At 35.0% G+C, this 712-nt stretch carries 2 protein-coding genes; both read left to right on the top strand.

Translation table 11 applies throughout. From position 1 onward, the window contains the following. A partial coding sequence (locus ES765_RS21525) for an iron-sulfur cluster assembly protein (protein WP_138116600.1) occupies positions 1-212 on the top strand: 212 nt, incomplete at its 5' end. Position 213: 1 nt separating this feature from the next. After that, positions 214-712 (top strand): DUF2480 family protein (locus tag ES765_RS21520; protein ID WP_138116598.1); only part of this gene is annotated, 499 nt, incomplete at its 3' end.

The raw sequence follows: 712 nt of genomic DNA, 5'->3' as shown, positions 1-712 counted from the left end.
ATGTGTTTGTAAATGAAGATTGCGAGGTTAAAATATTAATGACTCTAACGTCTCCTAATTGTCCCGTAGCCGAATCATTACCTCAAGAAGTCAATGAAAAAGTAAAGTCACTTGATCAGGTTAAAGACTCAGAAATAGAGATGACTTTTGATCCACCTTGGTCGAAAGATTTAATGAGCGAAGAGGCGCAACTCGAATTAGGATTTATGTAAGATGGAAAAAAAAATAATTAATAGAGTAGCAAAAAGTGGTATCATCACCATCAACCTTGAAGAATTTTACCCTCAGGGTGAACGTTTGTTGTTCGATATAAAAGAGCACTTGTTTCAAGGTTTAATATTGAAAGAAAAAGATTTCCGTGAGTTTATAAAAAATGAAGATTGGAGTACATATACAGATAAATACGTTGCACTTATTTGTTCTGAAGATGCTATTGTTCCAACCTGGGCGTATATGCTACTGGCAACACAGTTAGCCCCTTTTGTGAAAAAAGTGGTGTTTGGTGATTTAGAAACACTTGAAACAGTTTTGTATAATGAGATACTAAACAAACTAAATATGAATGCTTATAAAGATGTCCGCATTGTTATAAAAGGTTGTGGCGATTTGCCTGTGCCTAAAGCGGCTTATGTTGAAATTACCAGACTTTTACACCCCGTTGCAAAAAGTATTATGTATGGAGAAGCTTGTTCAATGGTTCCTTTATACAAGC

The organism is Maribacter sp. ACAM166 (assembly GCF_005771495.1).
Lineage (GTDB): Bacteria > Bacteroidota > Bacteroidia > Flavobacteriales > Flavobacteriaceae > Maribacter.
Note: the sequence above shows the minus strand (reverse complement) of the source record. Positions and strands in the feature narration are given on the sequence as shown.